The sequence below is a fragment of the Streptomyces sp. NPDC058371 genome (assembly GCF_042723265.1).
Lineage (GTDB): Bacteria > Actinomycetota > Actinomycetes > Streptomycetales > Streptomycetaceae > Streptomyces.
Genome location: NZ_JBHXJC010000004.1, coordinates 100,768 through 117,698 on the forward strand (window position 1 = coordinate 100,768; position 16,931 = coordinate 117,698).

Here is a 16,931-nt window from a genome sequence, read left to right on the forward strand (position 1 = left end):
TGGGTGGGGCTCAGCCCGTGGGCGTCCTGCCCAGTGGGTCGATGCACAGGCCGATGATCGGCACGCACAGGCCCGGATCGCCGTGACCCGGGTCCGGGGCGTGCGTGCTGGGGCTCGGGGTGGGCCGCGGCGCGGGAGTGGTCGCCGGTGGCTTCGACGGAGCGGGGGGTGCGGTTGTCGCGGGCGCCCCGGGGATCCCGGTCTCGGGACCGGCGGGTACCGCCGGCCCGGCGGCGCCGGAGGGTGTCGGTAGTACGGGGCTCGCCCCCGGGACCGTGGCCGCGCCGGACGTCGGGGTCGCGCTCGTGCCGCCCATCGGAGCCGTCGCCGTGGCGGTCACGGAACCGGCCGGCGGTACGGCCTCCACGGTGACCGCGGCGTTGCCTGCCGTGTCGCTGGGGGCAACCGCCCGGGGCTCGGCCTCCGCGGTTCCGGGGACCCCGACGATCGACTCGGGCGCCAGCCGTACGAGGCTCAGCGCGCCGACGGCCAGGGCGAGTCCGCCGACGGCGAGGAGGACCCGACGGGGCCGGGGCCTGCGATGCCGGCCCCGCACGGGACGGGCCTGGAGGGGGCCGCCGTCCGCGTCGTCTCCCTCTGCTTCTGCGCCGGTCGTCGCGTCCGCTTGTACGTCGGCTGCTGCGCCGGGTTTGCCGCCTGCTGTCGGGGCTGCTGTTGCGCCTGACTTGGCGCCTGCCGTTGGGTCCGGGCAGGGGGCCATGCCTGCTGTTGTGGCTGCTCGTGCGCCCGCTGTTGCGGCTGGCTTGGCGCCTGCCGCGAGGTCGGCTGCTGCGTCGGCTGTTGCGCGGGGATCCAGGGCGGGCGCTGAGGCTGCCCCTGCGCCTGCTGCCGCGTCGGGCGCCACGCCCGCCGCCGTGTCTGCTCCTGCGGTGGCCGATGTGCCAGGGCGCACGTCCGTCGAAGCGCCGGTCTTTGCGTCGGCCGATGCGCCAGGGGCCGCGTCCGTCCCGGCGCCGGACTTTGCGTCGGCTGCCGTGCTGGGCTTCACGCCTGGTGCCGTGCCCAGCTTCCCGCCCGGTGCCGCGCCGCCCGCGCCCATTCCGCCCGCCGCCGCGCCGACCGCTCCCGCCGTCGCGCCGGTGTCCGCCCCCGCCGTCGCCCCCACCAAGGCGCGGGTCGTCCCCTCCGCCGACGCCTCGGTGTCCATCTGCGCCGACGCTCCAGCGTCCGTCTTCGCCGACGCCCCGGTGTCCCCCACCGCTCCCGGCCCCCGGAAGGCTTTCGCCTCGGTGGCTATGCGCGTTGCGACCCCGTCCGTGGACGGAGCCGTCGCGGGTCGTGTCGGTTGGGGTGTCGTACGGGCTGGGCCTGCGGGTTCTGGCGTTTTTGCGGTGTTCGTCATGGCGATCCCTCCCCGGTGCGCCGGCGCCCCCCCGGCGCGCTGTGGCGGTGCGCAGGTTATGCACGGTGCGGGGGCGTGCGGAGGGAGTTGGGGGCGGTTTCACTCGAACGGGGCGCCCCTGCGGGACGGGGTGCGGACGGTGCGCCTTTTCTTGGGCGGGCGCGGCTGCGATGATCGGGGCGTCGGAAGTTAACCCGCGTTAACCGGGAGGGTGTCATGGCGGAGCAAGGGGACGAGCGGCGATTCGGGGAGTACGTCGTCGTACGGCGGCATGCGCATGTCGCGGAGCTCGCCCTCGACCGGCCGAAGGCCATGAACGCGGTCTCCACGGACATGGCCCGCGCCATCGCCGGGGCCTGCGCCGCCCTCGCCGCCGACCGCGAGGTGCGCGTGGTCGTGCTGACGTCCACCCATGAGCGCGCGTTCTGCGTCGGTGCCGACCTGAAGGAGCGCAACTCCTTCAGCGATGCCGACCTGGTCCGTCAGCGCCCCGTGGCGCGGGCCGCGTACACGGGCGTGCTGGAACTGCCGATGCCCACCGTCGCCGCCGTGCACGGCTTCGCGCTGGGCGGCGGCTTCGAGCTGGCGCTGTCCTGTGACCTGATCGTGGCCGACCGTACGGCGGTGGTGGGCCTGCCCGAGGTGTCCGTCGGGGTGATCCCGGGCGGCGGCGGTACGCAGTTGCTGCCGCGCAGGGTGGGGGCGGCCCGGGCGGCCGAGCTGATCTTCTCGGCGCGGCGCCTGGAGGCGGTAGAGGCACGGGAGTTGGGGCTCGTCGACGAACTGGTGGACGAGGGGCGGGACAGGACGGCGGCGCTGGAGCTGGCCGCCCGGATCGCCGCGAACTCTCCCGTGGGGCTGCGGGCCGCCAAGCGGGCACTGCGGCTCGGGCACGGTCTCGACCTGCGGGCCGGCCTGGAGGTCGAGGACGCCGCCTGGCGCTCGGTCGCCTTCTCGGGCGACCGAGCGGAGGGCGTCGCCGCGTTCAACGAGAAGCGCCCGCCGCAGTGGCCCGGGGAGTGACGGCCGCCGCCGACCGGCCGCCGCGTACGGCCACTCGGACCCCTGTTCGGCGCATCAATGTCCCGGATTGTCGGAAATTGCCTAGCCTGGACGGATGGGTGAGGACAGACGGCTGAGGGCCGTGGTGGAGCTGGCGCAGGGGATGGCGGCGGCGCACAGCCCGCGCGAGTCCTGGCGGGCGGCGGCGAGCGGCGCGTGCCGTGCGCTGGCCGGGAGCTTCGCCGCGCTCTCCGTGTGGGAGCGCGAGCTCGGCCGCCTGCGGGTCCTCGCCAACGTCGGCGAACGCACCGAAGGCGAGGAGGAGTTCCCCGACGGGGAGGCCTACCCCGTCCACCAGTTCCCGGAGATCGCCGAGTTCCTGCACGAGCGCTGGGCCGGTGGCGGCGAGCCCAACGCCTGGGTGGAGACGGCGGACGGGCCCGCCGAGGGCCCCGCCGAGTACTGCCACCAGCGGGTCGCCGCGCTCCGCCGCCGCGGCCGCGGCTGCTGCGTCGTCGCCCCGATCGTCCTGCACGGCCGCGCCTGGGGCGAGCTGTACGTGGCCCGCCCGGTCGGCGCTCCCGTCTTCGACCGGGGTGACGCCGACTTCGCCACCGTCCTCGCGTCCGTCGTCGCCGCGGGCATCGCGCAGACCGAGCGGCTGGAGGAGGCGCGCCGGCTGGCCTACACCGACGCCCTGACCGGTCTCGCCAACCGGCGCGCCGTCGACGTACGGCTCGACGAGGCGATCGAGCTGCACCGGCGCGACGGGGTCGTGGTGAGCCTCGTCGTCTGTGACCTCAACGGCCTCAAGCGGGTCAACGACACCCGGGGGCACGCCGTCGGCGACCGGCTGCTGGAACGCTTCGGTTCCGTGCTGTCCGTGTGCGGCGCCATGGTGCCCGGCACGCTCGTCGCCCGCCTCGGCGGGGACGAGTTCTGTCTGCTCGCCATCGGCCCGGCGGCCGACGAGGTCGTCCGGATCGCCGATGAACTCTGCCGCCGGGCGGCCGAGTTGGAGCTCGGTGACGGTGTGGCGTGCGGGGTCGCCTCCACCGAGGACGCGATCGGACCCGTACGGTCGGCGCGCCGGCTCTTCCGGCTGGCCGATGCGGCGCAGTACCGCGCGAAGGCCGTGCGTGCCACGAAGCCCGTGGTCGCCGGCCGGGAGGGCCCGGACGACCCGGTCGTGCGGCTCGCGGACACCCCGCCGCCCGAGGCCGCCGAGCGCCGCCGCTTCCGCGGCCGCCACGAACCGCGCCCCTGAGCCGAGCCCTTGCCCGGAGGTCCGTTCGAGCCTCCGTACGGGCCTCCCTGTGACGTACGTCGAAGTAAGGGGTCAACCCGTCACCCACTAGTGACATCATCGAATTCACTGCGTACGCTCCTGAATATGGATATGCACACTGTGGTGGTGGGGACGTCCGGCGTGACCGCGTCCGACGTACTCGCCGTGGCGCGCGGCGGCGCCCGGATCGAGCTCTCCGAAGAGGCGGTGGCGGCCCTCGCCGCGGCCCGCGCGATCGTGGAGGCGCTGGCGGCCAAGCCGGAGCCGGTCTACGGCGTCTCCACCGGCTTCGGAGCCCTCGCGACCCGGCACATCAGCCCGGAACTCCGCGCCCAGCTGCAGCGCAACATCGTCCGCTCGCACGCCGCCGGGATGGGCCCGCGCGTGGAGCGCGAGGTCGTCCGCGCGCTGATGTTCCTGCGGCTGAAGACCGTCTGCTCGGGGCACACGGGCGTGCGGCCCGAGGTCGCGCAGACCATGGCCGACGTCCTGAACGCGGGCATCGTCCCGGTCGTCCACGAGTACGGCTCGCTCGGCTGCTCCGGGGATCTGGCGCCGCTGTCCCACTGCGCGCTGACCCTGATGGGCGAGGGCGACGCCGAAGGCCCGGACGGTGTCGTGCGGCCTGCGGGCGAGCTGCTCGCCGAGCACGGCATCGCGCCCGTCGAGCTGCGCGAGAAGGAGGGCCTCGCCCTGCTCAACGGCACCGACGGCATGCTCGGCATGCTGGTGATGGCCCTCGCCGACCTGGAGACCCTCTACAAGTCGGCCGACGTGACGGCCGCCCTGTCGCTCGAGGCCCTGCTCGGTACCGACAAGGTCCTCGCCCCCGAACTGCACGCCATCCGCCCGCACCCCGGACAGGGCGCCTCGGCCGCCAACATGCTGGCCGTGCTGAAGGGTTCGGAGCTCACCGGGCACCACCAGGACGACGCACCCCGCGTCCAGGACGCCTACTCGGTGCGCTGCGCCCCGCAGGTCGCGGGCGCCGGACGGGACACCCTGGCCCACGCGCGTACGGTCGCCGAGCGCGAACTCGCCTCCGCCGTCGACAACCCGGTCGTCCTGCCCGACGGCCGCGTGGAGTCGAACGGCAACTTCCACGGCGCCCCGGTGGCGTACGTCCTCGACTTCCTGGCCATCGCGGCCGCCGACCTCGGCTCCATCGCCGAGCGCCGTACCGACCGGCTGCTGGACAAGAACCGCTCGCACGGTCTGCCGCCGTTCCTCGCGGACGACGCCGGCGTCGACTCGGGCCTGATGATCGCCCAGTACACGCAGGCCGCACTGGTCAGCGAGATGAAGCGGCTCGCCGTACCGGCGTCCGCGGACTCCATCCCGTCCTCCGCGATGCAGGAGGACCACGTGTCCATGGGGTGGTCGGCGGCCCGCAAACTGCGCACCGCCGTGGACAATCTCACCCGCATCGTCGCGATCGAGCTGTACGCCGCCACCCGCGCGATCGAGCTGCGTGAGGGCCTGACCCCGGCTCCCGCGTCGCAGGCGGTCATCGACGCCGTGCGCGCGGCCGGCGTCCAGGGGCCCGGTCCCGACCGCTTCCTCTCGCCCGACCTGGCGGCGGCCGACGCCTTCGTGCGGGGCGGTCACGTCGTCGCGGCGGTCGAGCCGGTGACCGGGCCGCTGGCCTAGCACGCGAAAGCGCTGGTGAGGGCCGCCGTCCGAGGGACGGCGGCCCTTGCTGTGCTAAGGTCCCATTGATACGTTTTCTAGTTATCCCATTACTCCCTTCACTTTGTGCGCCTGATCGGAATCTTCCGCAGGCGCGTTTTGTTTTGCGGGAGGACGTCCCGGGACGGAAGCGGGGACGCTCTTCTCTGGAGCCGGGGCCCGCACCTCTCGGGTGTGGGCCCCGGCTCCTGCTCTCCATGGGGCCCAGGAAGGAAATCCAGAGCCAGCATGACTCGATCCGAACGTCCCGCCCGCAAGACCACGGGCCGGCCCACCGGCGCCGCGAGCCGGCGCACCCAGAACAACGGCGGAGGCGCCCGCAAGGGCGGCCCCGTCCGCAAGGTCGCGGCGGCGCCACAGGAGTTCTCGCTGCCCGAGACCGTCACGCCCGCGCTGCCCGCCGTCGAGTCCTTCGACGCGCTGGACATGCCGGCCGCCCTGACGAAGACGCTCGCGGCTCAGGGCGTCACCGAGCCCTTCCCGATCCAGGGCGCCACTCTGCCCAACTCCCTCGCCGGGCGCGACGTCCTCGGCCGTGGCCGCACCGGCTCGGGCAAGACGCTCGCCTTCGGGCTCGCCCTGCTGGCGCGCACCGCGGGTCGCCGCGCCGAGCCCAGGTCACCGCTCGCGCTGGTCCTGGTGCCCACGCGTGAGCTCGCACAGCAGGTCGACGACGCGCTGACGCCGTACGCGACAGCGGTCAACCTGCGGATCACCACGGCTGTCGGCGGCATGTCGATCGGCAGGCAGTCCGGTGCGCTGCGGCGCGGTACCGAGGTGCTGGTGGCCACCCCCGGGCGGCTCAAGGACCTCATCGAGCGCGGTGACTGTTCTCTCGGCCAGGTCACCATCACCGTCCTCGACGAGGCCGACCAGATGGCCGACATGGGCTTCATGCCGCAGGTCGTCGCGCTGCTCAAGCAGGTCGAGCCCGGCGGTCAGCGGCTGCTCTTCTCGGCCACGCTCGACAAGAACATCGACCGCCTCGTGAAGATGTTCCTGACGGACCCCGTCGTGCACTCCGTCGACCCGTCGGCGGGCGCGGTGACCACCATGGAGCACCACGTGCTGCATGTCGCCGACGAGACCGACAAGAAGGCCGTGGCGATGCGGATCGCGGCGCGTGAGGGCCGGGTGCTCCTCTTCGTCGACACCAAGCGCGGCGCCGACCGGTTCACCAAGCGACTGCTGGCGAACGGTGTGCGGGCGTCCGCCCTGCACGGCGGGCGCAGCCAGCCGCAGCGCAACCGCACCCTCGACCAGTTCAAGAACGGTCAGGTCACCGTGTTGGTCGCGACCAACGTGGCCGCCCGTGGCATCCACGTCGACGACCTCGACCTGGTGGTCAACGTCGATCCGCCGGCCGACCACAAGGACTACCTGCACCGCGGCGGCCGCACCGCCCGGGCCGGTGAGTCCGGCAGCGTGGTGACCCTCGTACTGCCCGAGCAGAAGCGGGAGATGACGCGGCTGATGGCCGACGCCGGCATCACCCCGCGCACGGCCCGTGTCTCGTCCAGCGACGAGGAACTCGCCCGGCTCACCGGAGCGCGCGAGCCCTCCGGCGTCCCGGTGGTCATCGAGGTGCCGCAGCAGGCCGAGCAGCCCAAGCAGCAGCAGCGGCCGAGGTCGAGGCCGCGGACCGCGTCGGCGGGCGGGAACGGCCGCCGTGGGGGCACGGGTGCGAACACCGCGGGCCGTACCGGCAACGGCACGGCCGGCCGCGGCGGTTCCGGTACGGCGGCCCGCGGTGGCACCGCGGCCGGAGGCCGTACCGGCGCCGGCACCGGAGGCCGTTCGGGCGCTGCCACCGGCGGGCGGACCGGGGCGGGCACGGGTGGCCGTTCGGGCACCGGCGCCGGCGCGGGTGCCGCACGGTCGGGCGGTCGTGGCCGTGCCGCGCAGCGCGGCGGTCAGGGCAGCGGCGGTCGCAAGGCCGCCTAGGACCAGTCCGGTCGATCACGGGGAGCGGAGCTGCGGCGCCTTGTCGCCGCAGCTGTGCGCGCCACACCCCGCGTCTCCGTGATCGGCCGGACGGGCCCTGGGCCGTCTCCGCAAAGGGCCTGTCGGCCCGGGACGCCTGGATACGGACTTCTGCCCGGGGACCTGTTCGGCCCGGGACGCCTGTACGCACTTCTGCCTGGGGGCTTGTCGGCCCGCGACGCCCGTATACGCACTACCGCCCGGGGACCTGTTCGGCCCGGCGGCGCCTGGATACGCAACGCCGCCCGCGGGCTTGTCGGCCCGGGACGGGCCGTATACGCACTCCCGCCCGGGACCTGTTCGGCCCGCGACGCCGGGATACGCACTCCCGCCCTGGGTCTGTCGGCCCGGCGGCGTCCGGCACGCACCATCGCGCTGGGACCTGTCGGCCGGACAGGTGCTAGATGTCTCCCAGGAACCCCGGATCCACCGAGTCCAGTTCCTGGCAGAAGTCCCTGTTGACGCCGAGGAGTTCGGCCAGGGGGACCGCACGGCGGCTCGTCGCGGCCAGGTCCCGCCGGGCGTCGGCGGACCACAGGAACGGTACGAACGACAGCCCCTGCGTTCCGCTCAGCGCGCCGGTCTCGGCCCGCCAGCCGGGCCAGCGCAGGGTCTCGTAGAACTGGTCCATGCCCCCGGTCAGAAGCCAGGCGAGCCAGGGGCCGTAGCCGGTTCCGAGGGCGTCCCAGCGCAGCGAGTCCGGCGCGAAGTACACCACCTCGCCGGGCTCGCCGGGGCGCCCCGCCGCCTGGGGGTCGGGGCCGTTGACGGTGAAGACGCCGCCCAGCACGTCATGGGCGACGACGAGCGCGTCCCGCGGCCGCCACGCCGGGTCGAAGTGCCCGGGGAAGCCGTTGACCTCGGCCAGTGAGGGCAGCGCGACCACACCGGGCAGCCCGCCCGGGCCGTCGTCGCCGGGACTGCCGTAGACCCGCAGCCAGCCGCTGTCGAGCACCAGGCCACCGCAGTTGAGGACGATCCCGCCGAGCCACGAGCGGGCGGTGATCTGCAGCTGGAGCAGCGCGCGGCGGCCCCGCTCCGGATCCACCGGCAGCAGGTCCACGTGCACCTCGCCCGTGGCCAGCTCCGCGGAGACGAGCGGCCACGCGGGCTCCTCGACATCGATCAGCTCGGTCAGATCTCGCATGGCTCCACCCGGGGGTCTCGCGGGCCGCGACGGCGGCTCAAGGCGCGGTCGTACGGTGCTCAGTAGGCCGTCGCACGTTCCCGCCGCACCGAGTACGCCACGAACCCGGCCCCGAGGCCGAGGAAGAGCGTGCCGCCGACGACGTACGGCGTGGTGTCGATGCCGCCGGTGTCGGCGAGCCGGGCACCGTCGCCCGCCGAGTCGGCGGACGTCCGCGTCACGTCCGCCACCGTCGAGGAGTCCGACGAGTCGGAGACGTACGACGAACGCGTCGAGTCCGTCGAGGTCTGTGCCGTGGAGGTCGAGGAGTGCTGCGCGAGCTCGTCCTGCGTGGCGTTGGCGGACGGGACGAACCACAGGGCTCCCAGGAGGGTCCCCGCGGCGGTGGCGGTCAGCAACGATCGACGTGCGGACACGGAATATCGATCCCCTTGTGGCGCTGGCGAATTGGCCGTGCGAGGCGATGCTAATGAAAGGCGCGGGTCGTGGGAAAGTCGCGCAACCTGTGGGTCGTACGCTCCGTCCCATGAGTACACCTGAGACATCACGTTTTGTACGGCTTCGGGTCGAACTGGTGCTGGAAGTCGACGACTCCGGCGCCGTCACCAAAGCCGCGCTGCAGCGTATCGCCGCTGACACCGCCATGCCGGCCGATGAGCGGGCGCACGCCGAGGGCGCAGTGACGGAAGACACTGCCGAGGCCCTCGCGTATCTCGTCGATCCGTTCGACCTGGTCAGCGACGTACCCGGGATCGAGCTCGCGCAGGCCTCCTGGAGCAGCGAGCAGATCGACTACGATCCCGATTCGCCGGATTGGGACCTGGACGAGGATGATGCTGCCGAGGACGACGAGGAAAACGGGCTCGGCTGACGCGGCTTGGGGGAAATCGTGACCCCGGGCGGCAACCGCCGCCCGGGGTTTCCTCGTCTCAGGAGACGCACCGACCACCTCCGCACCAGCTTCGATTCCGGGTCCGCAGCAGTCGGTCCGGTCGATCGGACGTGGTGTGCCCCACACCTCAGCGGTATGTGGAACGGGACGAACCGGTCGTAGCGTTGAAAGTTCGTACGGGGCTCTCGTGGTTCTTGGGGATTCGGCAACGATGGAGAAGCGTGTGATGACGGACAGTAAGCGGCGCAAGGGCCTGATGGCCGCGTCCGCACTGCTCGGCGGGGTGCTGGTGCTCTCTGCGTGCAGCGGAGGCGACGACAAGGCCGGCGGCTCGGGCGGCGGTGACAGCACCTCGCAGGCCAAGGTCGACGAGGCGGCCGCCAAGAAGACGTCCGAGGCCCAGATCAAGATCACGCCCAAGGACGGCTCCGACAACGCCTCCATCAACAACGGCACCAAGGTCACCGTGAGCAAGGGCTCGCTCACGGACGTCACCATGAAGACCGCCGAGGGCGCCGCCGTGGCCGGCCAGATATCCGCGGACAAGAAGAGCTGGGCGCCGACGGGCCAGCTCGAGCGTGCCACCACGTACAAGATCACCGCCGAGGCCAAGGACTCCGAGGGCCGCGCCGCCCACGAGAACGCCTCCTTCGCCACGGTCTCCCCGGCCAACAGCTTCATCGGCAACTTCACGCCCGAGGACGGCTCCACCGTCGGCGTCGGCATGCCGGTGTCGATCAACTTCGACAAGGCCATCACGAACAAGGCGGCCGTGCAGAAGGGGATCACCGTCTCCTCCAGCAGCGGCCAGGAGGTCGTCGGCCACTGGTTCAGCGCCAACCGCCTGGACTTCCGCCCGGAGCAGTACTGGACCGGCGGCTCCACCATCACCCTCAAGCTGAACCTCGACGGCGTCGAGGGCGCGAACGGCGTGTACGGCGTCCAGCAGAAGACGGTCACCTTCAAGATCGGCCGCAACCAGGTCTCGGTCGTCGACGCCCAGACGAAGACCATGAAGGTCACGCAGGACGGCAAGACGGTCAAGACCATCCCGATCTCCGCGGGCTCTCCGGAGAACAAGACGTACGCGGGCCAGATGGTGATCTCCGAGAAGTTCAAGGAGACCCGGATGAACGGCGCGACGGTCGGCTTCACGGACGACGACGGCAAGGGCGAGTACGACATCAAGGACGTGCCGAACGCCATGCGGCTGTCCGCCTCCGGCACGTTCATCCACGGCAACTACTGGGGCGCGAAGTCCATCTTCGGCTCGGTGAACACCAGTCACGGCTGTGTGGGCCTCTCGGACACCAAGGGTGCCAAGGACCCGAACACCCCGGCCGCGTGGTTCTACAACCACTCGATCATCGGTGACGTCGTGGTCATCAAGAACACCGGCGACAAGACCATCGCTCCGGACAACGGCCTGAGCGACTGGAACATGGACTGGGCGGCCTGGCAGGCGGGTTCGGCGGCCTGACACCGGTCCGTCCGGCCGCGGCCTGACGCTGTCGGCCACCCGGTGCACGGCGTCTGACGCCGGCTCCCTCCGTTCGAAGCGGCGGCTCCCTGTGCAGGGGAGTCGCCGCTTCGGCGTTTCCGGGGGCCCGCGCAGACATGCGGAGCACGCGGCTCCGGGGGTGGAGCGCGGGATTCCGGGGCGGAACACAGGGTTCCGAGGCGGTGCACAGCCGTAAGCAGCCGTAACCACAGCCTTCTCATCGTTCTCTTATCCCGGCCTTATCCCGTCATCACGGTTCGTACCTAGCTTTCGGCCATGTTCTTCACCTACCTGAGGCGCGAACTGCGCCGCCGCAGAAAAGCGGCTCTCGTCGTCGCCTCCGGACTCGCCCTGGGCATCGCCCTGGTCATCGTGGTCAGTTCCGTCTCCTCGGGCATGGAGAAGGCGCAGGGCAAGGTCCTCCAGTCGCTGTACGGACTGGGCACGGACATGACCGTCACCAAGGCGGCGGCCGCGCAGTCCACCGGCAGCGACCGGCCCCGCTTCAACTTCGACGCACGCGACTCCGACTCCGACGCGGAGCAGAGCAGCGACCGCGTGATGGTCCAGGGCTTCCAGACCCTGGCCGCCACCACCGTCGCCAAGGTCGACGCCCAGAAGGGTGTCGGCGACGCCGTCGGCGGGCTGAGCCTCCAGGTCATCAAGGTCAACGGCCAGTTCAAGCAGGGCCAGTTCAAGCAGGACCCGAGCCAGCAGGGCGGCGGCAGGGGTGCCCAGCCCTCGCCGCAGGGCCGGGTCGAGGGCGGCGGCGCCGAGTTCGACGTCAACAGCTACTCCGTCTACGGCACGGACGTCACCAAGCCGGCGCTCGGCCCGCTGACCTCCTCGAAGATCACCAGCGGTCGTACCTTCAAGTCCTCCGAGACCAATGCCAAGGTCGTGATCGCCGACAAGTCGTACGCCAAGGAGAAGAAGCTCGTCCTCGGCGACACCGTCACGGTCAAGGGCGTCAAGTACAAGGTCATCGGCATCGCGACGCCCGACAGCGGTGACGCGGCGGCCAACCTCTACATCCCGCTCAAGCAGGCGCAGACGCTCAGCGACTCCAAGAACAAGGTCACCACGATCTACGTCAAGGCGGCCGACTCGCAGCAGATCAGCGGGGTCAAGAGCACCATCCAGAAGAACATCTCGGGTACCACGGTCACCACCTCGGCGGACCTTGCCGACACCGTCTCCGGTTCCCTGTCGACCGCCTCCGACCTCGCCTCCAGCGTGGGCAAGTGGCTGTCCATCGCCGTCCTCGTGGCCGCCTTCCTGGTGGCGGGACTGCTCACCTCCGCCGCCGTCTCCCGCCGCGTCCGCGAGTTCGGCACCCTCAAGGCTCTCGGCTGGAAGTCCGGCCGGGTGACCCGCCAGGTCGTCGGTGAAGCCATCGTCAACGGGCTCGTCGGCGGTGTCCTCGGCATCGGGGTCGGTCTCGCGGGCGCCTACGTCGTCACAGCGATCAGCCCCACCCTCAAGGCCCAGCTGCCGTCGGCGGGTGGCGGCCCCGGCGGCGGAGGTCCCGGCGGCGGCTTCGGCGGCCCCGCGCGGCAGACCGCGTCCAAGGCCCTCGACGTCGCGCTCACCGCTCCGGTCAGCGTCAGCACGATCGTCGTCGCGGTCGCCCTCGCCGTCACCGGCGGTCTGGTCGCCGGTGCCTTCGGCGGCTGGCGCGCCTCCCGGCTGCGGCCCGCGGACGCCCTGCGCCGCGTCGAGTAGCCCCGCGGACCTCCGCACCGCGCCGGGCGGGCCCTGCGGCACACGTCCCCGGCCCGCCCGACCGTCCCCGCCCCCGGCGCCATCACCCTTACGTCAACCAGGAGTTGCACCATGTACGAACTCAGAGGCGTCACCAAGCGCTATACGCGGGGTAAGGAGACGGTCGACGCGCTCGCCGGCGTCGACCTCACCATCGCGGACGGCGACCGGCTCGTCATCCAGGGCCCCACCGGTGGCGGCAAGTCCACCCTCCTCCAGATGCTCGGCGGGCTCGACCGGCCGACCTCCGGCAGCGTCGACCTCGACGGCACCGACCTGGCGAAGCTGTCCGAGGCCAAGCTCACCAAGGTGCGCGGCGAGAACATCGGCTTCGTCTTCCAGAGCTTCAACCTCATCCCGACGCTCACCGCGCAGGAGAACGTCGAGACCGCCCTCGTACCGCTCGGGGTGAAGGTCAAGGAGCGGCGGCAGCGGGCGGCCGACGCGCTGGAGTCGGTGGGTCTCGCCGAGCGGGCCGGGCATCTGCCCGCGGAGCTGTCCGGCGGCCAGCAGCAGCGGGTCGCCATCGCCCGGGCACTGGTGAAGCAGCCGAAGGTGCTCCTCGCGGACGAGCCCACCGGCAACCTGGACGAGTCCATGCGCGACGAGATCATGGACGTCCTGGAGACCATGTGGAAGGAGCACGGCCTCACTTTCATCATGGTCACCCACGATTCGGCGATCGCGAAGAAGGCCCCGAGGGTCGCGACGATTCGCAAGGGAAAGATCACCGTCAAGGAGAACGTGGGCCGCTGAGGCCGGTTCGGCGGATGAGCCCCGAGTCGTCCCTTTTGGGCGCCAAACGGAAGGAAGTCGTCAACTCTTAACTCTCGTCTCACTATTGAGCACCTGATCACCCCCCGGGCATACTGCCTATACCGGGGGGTGTACGTGCACACGTGCGGGACTACCCCCGACCGGGTGAATGGGGAATTCATCCGGAACTCATCTCCAGGGGGAGACTTGCGCAGACAAGTGAAAAGAGCATGCGCGGCCACGGTCGCCGCGGCGGCTGCCGTGGCGTTGGCGGCGGGCATGACCAGCCCGGCGTCGGCCAGGGCCGAGCAGACCGGCAGTGCCACGGGGGCCACAGCCGGCGACTTCACCGCCAAGCACCGCATCACCCTGATCACCGGTGACCGTGTCGTCATCGATGGCAAGGGGCGCGTGGTCGGCTTCGAGCACGCCAAGGGCCGCGAGCACATACCCGTCCAGGTGCGCAAGGCCGACGGGCGCACGCTCGTCGTCCCGGCCGACGCACAGCGGCTGATCGCCACGGGCAAGCTGGACCAGCGTCTCTTCGACGTGACCGAGCTCAACAAGGCCGCGAGCCGCAAGGCGCAGAAGCAGGGCCTGAAGCTGATCGTCGGCTACAAGGGATCCGCGACGGCCGCCAAGTCCGACGTGCGCGACGCGGGGGAGACCAAGGTCCGCCGGACCCTGAAGTCCCTGAACGCGGACGCGGTCCTCACGCCGAAGCAGGACGCGAACCAGCTGTGGGACGCGGTCACCAACGACGGCGCCACCGCCTCCGGCATCGCCCATGTGTGGCTCGACGGCGTCCGCAAGGCCAGCCTCGACAAGTCCGTGCCGCAGATCGGCGCCCCCACGGCGTGGGCGGCGGGCTACGACGGCAAGGGCGTCAAGATCGCCGTCCTGGACACCGGTGTCGACGCCACCCACCCGGACCTCAAGGACCAGGTGCTGGAGTCGAAGAACTTCTCCACCTCGCCCGACGCGACCGACCACTTCGGTCATGGCACGCACGTCGCCTCCATCGCGGCCGGCACGGGCGCGAAGTCGAACGGCAAGTTCAAGGGTGTCGCGCCCGGCGCGAAGATCCTGAACGGCAAGGTGCTCAGCGACGAGGGTTACGGAGAGGACTCCGAGATCCTCGCGGGCATGGAGTGGGCCGCCGCGCAGGGGGCCGACGTCGTCAACCTCAGCCTCGGTGGCGGCGACACCCCCGAGATCGACCCGCTCGAAGCCGAGGTCAACAAGCTCTCGGCGGAGAAGGGCATCCTCTTCGCCATCGCCGCCGGCAACGACGGCGAGTTCGGCGACCAGACGATCGGCTCCCCGGGCAGCGCGGCCGCCGCGCTCACCGTCGGCGCCGTCGACGACGCCGACAAGCTGGCCTCCTTCTCCAGCCGTGGCCCCGGCCTCGACGGCGCCATCAAGCCCGACGTGACCGCCCCCGGCGTGAACATCACCGCCGCCGCGGCACCGGGCAGCGTCATCGACAAGGAAGTCGGCGAGAACCCGCCCGGCTACCTGACGATCTCGGGTACGTCGATGGCCACCCCGCATGTCGCGGGCGCCGCGGCGATCCTGAAGCAGGAGCACCCGGACTGGACGTCCGCCGAGCTCAAGGGCGCGCTGACCGGATCCACGAAGGGCGGCAAGTACACGCCGTTCCAGCAGGGTTCGGGCCGGATCCAGGTCGACAAGGCCATCAAGCAGTCCGTCATCGCCGAGCCGGTCTCGGTGAGCTTCGGCACGCAGCAGTGGCCGCACACCGACGACACCCCGGTCACCAACAAGGTCACGTACCGCAACCTCGGCAAGACCGACGTCACGCTGAACGTGTCGGTCGCGGCCACCAACCCCAAGGGCCAGGCCGCTCCCGCCGGCTTCTTCACGCTCGGCGCGAAGACGGTCACCGTCCCGGCGAACGGCAAGGCCTCCGTCGACCTCACGGTCAACAGCAAGCTCGGCGGCACCACGGACGGCGCGTACTCCGCGTACGTCACGGCGACCGGTGGCGGCCAGAGTGTCCGTACGGCGGCCGCGGTGCAGCGTGAGGTGGAGTCGTACACCGTCACGCTCAAGCACATCGACCGTGACGGCAAGCCGGCCGTGAACTACGGCACCGACCTGTCCGGTGTCTCGGGCCTCGCCACGGAGAAGTGGTTCTCGCCCTACGACGCCTCCGGCACGGTCAAGGTGCGCGTCCCCAAGGGTGGTTACATCCTGAACTCGGGTCTGTTCGTGGACCCGCAGGACTTCACCAAGGGCGCCGACTGGATCGCCCAGCCGAAGCTGAACATCGCCAAGGACACGACGATCACCGTCGACGCGCGGACCGCTGAGCCGGTGGACATCACCGTGCCCGACACCGGCGTCACGTCGGCGTTCGCGTCCCCGGACTTCACAGTGGAGGCCGGCAACGGCAGCTACTCCTACGGCTGGTGGCTGGACTCGTACGAGAACTTCCACACCGCCCACCTCGGTCCGCAGGTCACCGACGGTTCGCTCTCCCAGCAGTGGGACGCGCACTGGACCAAGGGTGACGACGCGGAGTACGACACCACCGTCGGCGCCAAGGTCAAGCAGCTCGCCACCGGCTACACCAAGCACTACAAGGCGAACGAACTGGCCACGGTGAAGACCGGCCTGGGCGGCTCCACGAGCGGCAAGAAGGGCGCGCTCACCGCGTTCGGCTGGCTGCCCGGCAGCTCCGGCAGCTCCGCCATCTCCATCCCGCAGGCCCTCCCCGGCACCCGGACGCTGCACCTGTCCACCGGTGGCGGCGTGAAGTGGAGCATCGACTTCGAGCAGTACGGCGGGGTCGACCCGGACGGCTTCCCGATCAGCGAGGCCTACTACACGCTCGGCAACTCCCAGGCCTTCACGGGCGGCAAGACCTACGAGAAGGTCTTCGGCACGGCCGTCTTCGGGCCGCGGATCGGCGGCTCCTACGGCGTCTATCGCGAGGGCAACAACATCTACGGCCTCGTGCCGCTGTTCGCCGACGGTCAGACCCACGCCGGCTCCTCGCTGTTCAGCTCGGTCACCACGACCCTGTACCGCAACGGCACCAAGGTCGGCTCCAACGCCGACCCGCTCTTCGGTGACGAGCAGTTCAAGGTCCCGGCCGGCAACGCCGAGTACAAGCTGACCACCTCGGTGAAGCGCAGTGTGAAGGTCGCCGCGGCCTCCACCCGGATCGACGCGAGCTGGACCTTCCACTCCAAGAAGGTCGACAGCGCGAAGCTGCCCGTCTCCACGGTCCGCTTCAACGCCGCCACGGGTCTGGACAGCCGTGTCGAGGCCGACAAGAAGGTCACCGTCCCGGTCACCGTCCAGGGCGCGGCCGCCGGCAGCAACCTGAAGTCGCTCGCGGTGTACGTGTCGTACGACTACGGCCAGACGTGGACCAAGGTCAACGTCAAGAACGGCAAGATCACCGTCAAGAACCCGGCGAAGGACAAGGGCATCTCCTTCCACGCCAAGATCGCCGACAAGAAGGGCAACAAGTCGACGATCTCGATCTACAACGCCTACTACGGCAAGTGAGCC

12 protein-coding genes are annotated in these 16,931 nt (G+C 71.2%); 9 read left to right on the plus strand and 3 right to left on the minus strand.

The annotated features are described in order from the left end of the window. Positions 1 to 10: 10 nt before the first annotated feature. Positions 11 to 556 (minus strand): hypothetical protein, encoded by a 546-nt coding sequence (locus tag ACFWM2_RS15220; protein WP_383278636.1) that lies wholly within the window; start codon positions 554 to 556, stop codon positions 11 to 13. Positions 557 to 1,579: 1,023 nt separating this feature from the next. Between ACFWM2_RS15220 and ACFWM2_RS15225 the strand changes: the two genes are divergently transcribed. The 4 genes from ACFWM2_RS15225 to ACFWM2_RS15240 all read left to right on the plus strand — a co-directional run bounded on the left by ACFWM2_RS15225 (position 1,580) and on the right by ACFWM2_RS15240 (position 7,286). Beyond that, positions 1,580 to 2,386 carry an enoyl-CoA hydratase/isomerase family protein gene (locus tag ACFWM2_RS15225; RefSeq protein WP_383278639.1) on the plus strand — a complete coding sequence of 269 codons (807 nt, stop codon included), beginning with the start codon at positions 1,580 to 1,582 and terminating at the stop codon, positions 2,384 to 2,386. Positions 2,387 to 2,480: 94 nt separating this feature from the next. Next, the gene (locus ACFWM2_RS15230) at positions 2,481 to 3,632 is read left to right on the plus strand and encodes a diguanylate cyclase domain-containing protein (protein WP_383278642.1); all 1,152 of its coding nucleotides are present in this window, start codon (positions 2,481 to 2,483) and stop codon (positions 3,630 to 3,632) included. Positions 3,633 to 3,764: 132 nt separating this feature from the next. Next, complete coding sequence (gene hutH / locus ACFWM2_RS15235; RefSeq protein ID WP_383279744.1) at positions 3,765 to 5,303, plus strand: histidine ammonia-lyase; 1,539 nt, start codon at positions 3,765 to 3,767, stop codon at positions 5,301 to 5,303. Positions 5,304 to 5,570: 267 nt separating this feature from the next. Further along, positions 5,571 to 7,286: a DEAD/DEAH box helicase gene (locus ACFWM2_RS15240; protein ID WP_383278645.1), complete on the plus strand. Its 1,716-nt coding sequence runs from the start codon at positions 5,571 to 5,573 to the stop codon at positions 7,284 to 7,286. 439 nt (positions 7,287 to 7,725) lie between these two features. Here the strand turns inward: ACFWM2_RS15240 and ACFWM2_RS15245 are convergent, their stop codons facing one another. Next, positions 7,726 to 8,472, minus strand: a complete 747-nt coding sequence (locus ACFWM2_RS15245; protein WP_383278648.1) for a DUF2625 family protein — start codon at positions 8,470 to 8,472, stop codon at positions 7,726 to 7,728. A 59-nt stretch (positions 8,473 to 8,531) separates the two neighbouring features. Next, positions 8,532 to 8,870, minus strand: coding sequence for an LPXTG cell wall anchor domain-containing protein (locus ACFWM2_RS15250; RefSeq protein WP_383279747.1), 339 nt, complete (start codon positions 8,868 to 8,870; stop codon positions 8,532 to 8,534). A gap of 128 nt (positions 8,871 to 8,998) precedes the next feature. On the opposite strand from ACFWM2_RS15250, the gene ACFWM2_RS15255 reads away from it, so the two are divergent. From ACFWM2_RS15255 to ACFWM2_RS15275, 5 genes are all read left to right on the plus strand, one after another. After that, positions 8,999 to 9,343, plus strand: coding sequence for a hypothetical protein (locus tag ACFWM2_RS15255; RefSeq protein ID WP_383278651.1), 345 nt, complete (start codon positions 8,999 to 9,001; stop codon positions 9,341 to 9,343). 232 nt (positions 9,344 to 9,575) lie between these two features. After that, a complete protein-coding gene (locus ACFWM2_RS15260; protein WP_383278654.1) occupies positions 9,576 to 10,844 on the plus strand; it encodes an Ig-like domain-containing protein in 1,269 nt (422 codons plus the stop codon). A gap of 297 nt (positions 10,845 to 11,141) precedes the next feature. Beyond that, the gene (locus ACFWM2_RS15265; protein WP_383278657.1) at positions 11,142 to 12,590 is read left to right on the plus strand and encodes an ABC transporter permease; all 1,449 of its coding nucleotides are present in this window, start codon (positions 11,142 to 11,144) and stop codon (positions 12,588 to 12,590) included. A gap of 111 nt (positions 12,591 to 12,701) precedes the next feature. Continuing rightward, positions 12,702 to 13,385 (plus strand): ABC transporter ATP-binding protein, encoded by a 684-nt coding sequence (locus ACFWM2_RS15270; protein ID WP_383278660.1) that lies wholly within the window; start codon positions 12,702 to 12,704, stop codon positions 13,383 to 13,385. 219 nt (positions 13,386 to 13,604) lie between these two features. Continuing rightward, entirely contained in the window at positions 13,605 to 16,928 is a 3,324-nt protein-coding gene (locus ACFWM2_RS15275; protein WP_383278663.1) for a S8 family serine peptidase, read from the plus strand. Positions 16,929 to 16,931 lie beyond the last annotated feature (3 nt).

Coding starts and splice junctions, on each gene's coding strand:
- ACFWM2_RS15260 (WP_383278654.1), top strand. CDS start 9,576: ATGGAGAAGCGTGTGATGACGGACAGTAAGCGGCGCAAGGGCCTGATG.
- ACFWM2_RS15230 (WP_383278642.1), top strand. CDS start 2,481: ATGGGTGAGGACAGACGGCTGAGGGCCGTGGTGGAGCTGGCGCAGGGG.
- ACFWM2_RS15255 (WP_383278651.1), top strand. CDS start 8,999: ATGAGTACACCTGAGACATCACGTTTTGTACGGCTTCGGGTCGAACTG.
- ACFWM2_RS15225 (WP_383278639.1), top strand. CDS start 1,580: ATGGCGGAGCAAGGGGACGAGCGGCGATTCGGGGAGTACGTCGTCGTA.
- ACFWM2_RS15265 (WP_383278657.1), top strand. CDS start 11,142: ATGTTCTTCACCTACCTGAGGCGCGAACTGCGCCGCCGCAGAAAAGCG.
- ACFWM2_RS15270 (WP_383278660.1), top strand. CDS start 12,702: ATGTACGAACTCAGAGGCGTCACCAAGCGCTATACGCGGGGTAAGGAG.
- ACFWM2_RS15240 (WP_383278645.1), top strand. CDS start 5,571: ATGACTCGATCCGAACGTCCCGCCCGCAAGACCACGGGCCGGCCCACC.
- ACFWM2_RS15245 (WP_383278648.1), bottom strand. CDS start 8,472: ATGCGAGATCTGACCGAGCTGATCGATGTCGAGGAGCCCGCGTGGCCG.
- hutH (WP_383279744.1), top strand. CDS start 3,765: ATGCACACTGTGGTGGTGGGGACGTCCGGCGTGACCGCGTCCGACGTA.